Annotated in this window: 6 protein-coding genes and 2 pseudogenes; 6 read left to right on the forward strand and 2 right to left on the reverse strand. The window is 76.1% G+C overall.

The window, feature by feature from the left end:
- From ACWEVO_RS30705 to ACWEVO_RS30720, 4 genes and pseudogenes are all read left to right on the forward strand, one after another.
- Positions 1-190, forward strand: a pseudogene (locus ACWEVO_RS30705) (hypothetical protein); the annotation flags it as partial.
- Positions 191-239: 49 nt separating this feature from the next.
- Complete coding sequence (locus ACWEVO_RS30710) at positions 240-1,097, forward strand: alpha/beta hydrolase family protein (protein WP_452310958.1); 858 nt, start codon at positions 240-242, stop codon at positions 1,095-1,097.
- A 79-nt stretch (positions 1,098-1,176) separates the two neighbouring features.
- Positions 1,177-1,848 (forward strand): hypothetical protein, encoded by a 672-nt coding sequence (locus ACWEVO_RS30715; RefSeq protein WP_452310959.1) that lies wholly within the window; start codon positions 1,177-1,179, stop codon positions 1,846-1,848.
- A 136-nt stretch (positions 1,849-1,984) separates the two neighbouring features.
- Complete coding sequence (locus ACWEVO_RS30720; RefSeq protein ID WP_452310960.1) at positions 1,985-2,371, forward strand: hypothetical protein; 387 nt, start codon at positions 1,985-1,987, stop codon at positions 2,369-2,371.
- Positions 2,372-2,411: 40 nt separating this feature from the next.
- Here the strand turns inward: ACWEVO_RS30720 and ACWEVO_RS30725 are convergent, their stop codons facing one another.
- Both ACWEVO_RS30725 and ACWEVO_RS30730 read right to left on the reverse strand, forming a co-directional pair.
- Positions 2,412-2,612 carry a GTPase activator gene (locus ACWEVO_RS30725; protein ID WP_452310961.1) on the reverse strand — a complete coding sequence of 67 codons (201 nt, stop codon included), beginning with the start codon at positions 2,610-2,612 and terminating at the stop codon, positions 2,412-2,414.
- Between the two features lie 71 nt (positions 2,613-2,683).
- Positions 2,684-3,586 carry a DUF72 domain-containing protein gene (locus ACWEVO_RS30730; protein WP_452310962.1) on the reverse strand — a complete coding sequence of 301 codons (903 nt, stop codon included), beginning with the start codon at positions 3,584-3,586 and terminating at the stop codon, positions 2,684-2,686.
- A 121-nt stretch (positions 3,587-3,707) separates the two neighbouring features.
- Here ACWEVO_RS30730 and ACWEVO_RS30735 point away from each other — a divergent pair, with 121 nt between their 5' ends.
- Both ACWEVO_RS30735 and ACWEVO_RS30740 read left to right on the forward strand, forming a co-directional pair.
- On the forward strand, positions 3,708-4,214 hold the full coding sequence (locus tag ACWEVO_RS30735) for a DinB family protein (protein ID WP_452310963.1): 507 nt from the start codon (positions 3,708-3,710) through the stop codon (positions 4,212-4,214).
- A gap of 91 nt (positions 4,215-4,305) precedes the next feature.
- Positions 4,306-4,596 (forward strand): annotated as a pseudogene (locus ACWEVO_RS30740) (hypothetical protein); the annotation flags it as partial.

Consider the following 4,596-nt stretch of genomic DNA (forward strand, 5'->3'; position numbering starts at 1 on the left):
GCTGTGGGTGGGCCCCCGGCCGGCCGGCGAGGGCACCGTGCTGCACCCGGCCCTGGCCGAGCTGGACGTGCCCGCCGTGCTGGCCGCGGTGGACCGGGTGGAGCGGGCCGCCGCGCTCCGCCGCCCGCCCGCGCCCCGTTCGGCCGGGCCCCGCCGGGCCGCGCCGGCCGCCGTCCCCGCCCGCGGCTGAGCCACCCCCTTTGCTACCCGCCGGTAGCCTTCCGCCGTACGCTGGGCCGGTGAGCGCGGAGTACACCCAGGAGTTCGTGGACGTCGACGGGGCGCGGATCGGCGTCCAGGTCTACCCGGAGCCGGCCGGCGCGCCCGGTGCGCCGGTGGTGGTGATCTGGCCGGCGATGGGCGTACGGGCGCGCTACTACCGGCCGCTGGCCGCCGCGCTGCGCGACGCCGGCCTCGCCGTGATCGTGGCCGACCTGCGCGGCACCGGCGAGAGCACCCCGGCCCCCGCCCGTACCTGCCGCTACGGCTACGCCGAGCTGGCCGGCGACGTCGGCGCGGTGCTCGACGCGCTCAAGCCGCGGCTGGACGGGCGCACCCGCCTGCTGCTCGGCCACTCCCTCGGCGGGCAGGTCGCCGTGCTGCACCAGGCCCTGCACGACGCCGACCGGGTGGACGGGCTGGCCCTGGTGGCGGTCGGCATCCCCTGGTGGCGCGGGTACCCGGGGCGGCGCGGCTGGGGCGTGCTGCCGTACACCCAGGGGATCGCCGCGGTGGCCCGGCTGCTCGGCGTCTGGCCCGGCTGGGGCTTCGGCGGCCGGCAGGCGCGCGGGGTGATCCGGGACTGGGCGTACACCGCGCGGACCGGCCGGTTCCCGGCGCTGGACGGGGTCGACGCCGAGGCGGCGGTGGCCGAGGTACGCACGCCGGTGCTGGCGGTGAGCGTGGACGACGACCAGTACACCCCGCACGAGACGCTGGACCACCTCTGCGGCAAGCTGGCCGCCGCCCCGGTGACCCGGCACCGCTACACCGTCGCCGAGGCGGGCGCCCCGCTGGACCACTTCACCTGGGTACGCGCCGCCACCCCGCTCGCCGCCCGGGTGGCCGCGTTCGCCGCCGCCGTGCCGCGCCGCTGAGCCCTCCCCCGAATTCGGGCGCGTAGCCGGCCGCAGGGCGGGTATGCGGCACCGCCCGAACACGGCGGAGGGGGATCAGATGTCCGAACGGCACACGGCGTTGCGCTCCATGCACGATCTGGGCCTGGCGGCCTGGTTCGGCGGCTCACTGATGGGTGCGCTCGGCGTCAACGGGGCGGCGGCACAGCTCGACGACTCCACGAAACGGCTGCCGGTGGCGTCGGCGGGCTGGGCACGGTGGACCCCGGTCAATGCGGCGGCGATCGGCGCCCACCTGGCCGGCGCGGTCGGCGAGCTGGTCACCGAGAGCCCGCGGGTCGCCGCCCAGTCGGGGGTGGCCCGGATGAGCGCGGTGAAGACCGCGCTGACCGTGGGCGCGCTGGCGGTCACCGGCTACAGCCGGCTGGTCGGCATGAAGCTCGAGCGGGCGGGCGGCCCGCCCGTCGAGGGGGCCACCGAACCGAACTACCAGACCCCGGCGAACGTCGCCGCCAGTCAGCGGCAGATGAAGCTGCTCCAGTGGGCGATCCCGGCGCTGACCGGCGCGCTGGTGGTGGTGACCGCGTACATGAGCGAGCAGCAGAGGCCGGGCCAGGTGTTCCGGGGCCTGCTCGGGCGGGCGGGTGGGCTGGTGTCCACGCCGATGGCGCTCGGGAAGGTCGCCGCCGCGGTCTCGCCGGGGCCGAAGGCGATGGGCGGGATGGCCGCGATGGGCGTGGCCAAGCGACGCCTGATGATGGCGGGCCGGTGACCCGTCGCGTGGCCGGCGATTCACATCGGGGTGGATCGCCGGCCACGCGACGTGCCGGGACCGAATCCGGCGCACGGCCTGACCGGCTGGTCGCCGGGCATTCAGCGGCACGGGAACGCAGCCAGGTGAGGTGGTCATGACCAGCAAGGACCGAGCAGGTACGGGCGAGGGACCGGAGTCGGCCGCGCCATGGGGCACCAGCGACGGCTTCGCCGCGGATCCGCCGTGGGGCGCGGGCGAGGACGACCCGATGGACGAGGGCAGCGAGGAGACCGCGGTCCCGGAGGGACGGCGCGGGGAGCGCCGCGCGGCGGGCGCCGCGCCGGACGGCCCGAAGGCCGGTCGGCACGGGTTCGGCTCCGTGGAGCCCACCCGCTATCCCGAAGCGGGGCCGGGCGCGCCGCCGGACCCGGCGCCGTCCGGCCGTACCTTCCCGGACGACAGGGCTGGCGAGGACCTGCCGGACAACGCGCTGGAGGAGGCCACTGGCATGCATCCGGAGGGGTTCCGCCGCCGCGGCTGATGCCCGCCGGGTCCTGCCGGAGGGACCCGGGCGGCACCGGTCAGGAGCCGGTGCCGTCCTCCCCCGGCGCGCCCATCGCGGGCGGCTCGTTCCGCGCCTCCGGCGCCTCGGTCACCGGGTGGCCGGTGTCGTCCACCAGGCCCGGCGCCATGCTGCCGCCGTGCGCCTCCTCGGCCTCCCGGGTGGCCCGGGGATCCCGGTCGTCCCCCCGGGTCACCGGCTCGTCCCGCCGCTCGTCCACTCCCGCCTCCTCGCCTCGCTCCTCGGCACCGCCGGTACCCGGCGAGGCCCGGGGGAAACCCGCCGGCCGGGTCAGGAGCCGGCGGCGGCCGGCTGGCCGGCAGGCGCGACGCCGAGCAGTTCGGCGAGCCGGGCGGCGTCGCGGGGAGCCTGGTCGTCGCAGCAGTTGTTCATCAGCACGTGCAGCTCGGCGCACTGGTCGGCCAGCTCGTGCAGCAGCTCGGACCAGCGGCGCAACTCCTCCGCGCCGTACGCGTACCGGAACTTCTCCTGCTTGTCGCCGCTCTCCCAGGCCGCGCTGTGTCCGTGGAACCGGACCACCGCGAGGTCCGTGGTGGCGACGAGGATCGGTGGCACCGACGAGACATGCCCCTGCGGCATGTCCACGCAGACGTACCCGAGGCCGTGCTCGCGCAGGAACGTCACCGTGTCGACCACCGCGTCGTCGAGGAACCAGGAGGAGTGCCGCAGCTCGACGGCCACCCGGAAGGGCCGGCACCGCCGGGCCGCGGCGAGGATCCGCTGCTTGGCCGCGTCGCCGCGGGCCAGCCAGGGCGGGAACTGGAGCAGCACCGCGCCGAGCCGGTCGGCCGCCGCGAGCGGCGCCAGCGCCGCGTGGAACCGGTCCCAGAGCTCGTCGTACGCCCCGGCGGGGAGGTCGCGCCAGCGGATCCGGCTCGCGCCGCCCGCCGGCCGCAACTCCCGGGGCAGCGCGGCGACCGGCGTGTGGTGGCCGGTGAACAGGCGGAACGCCTTGACGTCGAAGGTGAACCCGGGCGGGGGGGCCGCCACCCAGCCCTCGACGGTCTCCGGCAGCGGGACCGCGTAGTACGACGTGTCCACCTCGACCAGGCCGAACCGCTCCGCGTAGAAGCCGAGCCGGCCGGCGGGGGTGTTGACGGCGCGGGGATACCAGCCGGAGCGGACCAGCAGCTGATCGGCCCAGGAGGACGTGCCCACCTTGATGACACCCATGTAATTCAGTGCACCGCGATCCGGACGAATCGGCAACCGGAGGACGGTGGGGCGTGGCCGGCATGAAGTGTCGGTGGCCGGACGTACGGTGTCCTCGATCCTCAAGGGAAAGGCAGGCGGCATGAGTGTTTCCGACCAGATCCGCACCGGCGAGCAGGCGGACCTGCTCGCCTCGCTGCGCCGGCACCGTGGCTTCCTCCGGCAGACCGTGCAGGGCCTGACCGACGAGCAGGCCGCCACCCGGAGCACGGTCAGCGAGCTCTGCCTCGGCGGGCTGATCAAGCACGTGGCGACCACCGAGGAGCGGTGGATGCGGTTCGCCGTGGGCGGCGCCGAGGCGATGGAGAGCGAGCCGATCGACTGGGTCGGCCAGTTCCGGATGGCACCGGGCGAGAGCCTCGCCGGGCTGCTCGCCGAGTTCGACCGGGTGGCCGCGGCGACCGACGCGCTGATCGCCACCCTCGACCTGGACGCGGCGCACCCGCTGCCGGTCGCCCCGTGGTTCGAGCCGGGGGCGAGCTGGTCCGTCCGCCGGGTGCTGCTGCACCTGATCGCGGAGACCGCGCAGCACGCCGGCCACGCGGACATCCTCCGCGAGTCGATCGACGGGGCGAAGACGATGGGCTGAAGCGCAGTGACCGACCTCACTGCCCGACATCGGGTCGCGGGCCGCGCGCCGATGTGACGTCACGAGCGGCGGTGGCGCTGATCGACACGAGATGAACGCACACCGCATGGACCAGGAGACCGTCGAGCGCCTGCTCGTCGGTCCTGTCGCCGACGCGCAGGGCGGTCCGGAGGTGCTCGTCCGACTCCTGGCCGCCGTCCGCGCCGCCCCCCACCCGCACGAACTGACCGGCGAGGGAGCCGCCCTCCAGGCGTTCCGCCTGGCGCGTGCCGGCTCGGCGACGGTGCTCGTGTCCCGTCCGGAGCGACGGCTGCTCACCAGCCTGCTCGGCGCGAAGGTCGCCCTGGCCGCCCTGCTGGCCGCCGCCACCGGCGGCGTCGCG

This window comes from Micromonospora sp. NPDC003776 (assembly GCF_053605645.1).

What these genes read in the sequence shown, in the direction of transcription:
- ACWEVO_RS30735 (WP_452310963.1), top strand. Translation starts at nt 3,708, where the DNA reads ATGAGTGTTTCCGACCAGATCCGCACCGGCGAGCAGGCGGACCTGCTC.
- ACWEVO_RS30720 (WP_452310960.1), top strand. Translation starts at nt 1,985, where the DNA reads ATGACCAGCAAGGACCGAGCAGGTACGGGCGAGGGACCGGAGTCGGCC.
- ACWEVO_RS30730 (WP_452310962.1), bottom strand. Translation starts at nt 3,586, where the DNA reads ATGGGTGTCATCAAGGTGGGCACGTCCTCCTGGGCCGATCAGCTGCTG.
- ACWEVO_RS30715 (WP_452310959.1), top strand. Translation starts at nt 1,177, where the DNA reads ATGTCCGAACGGCACACGGCGTTGCGCTCCATGCACGATCTGGGCCTG.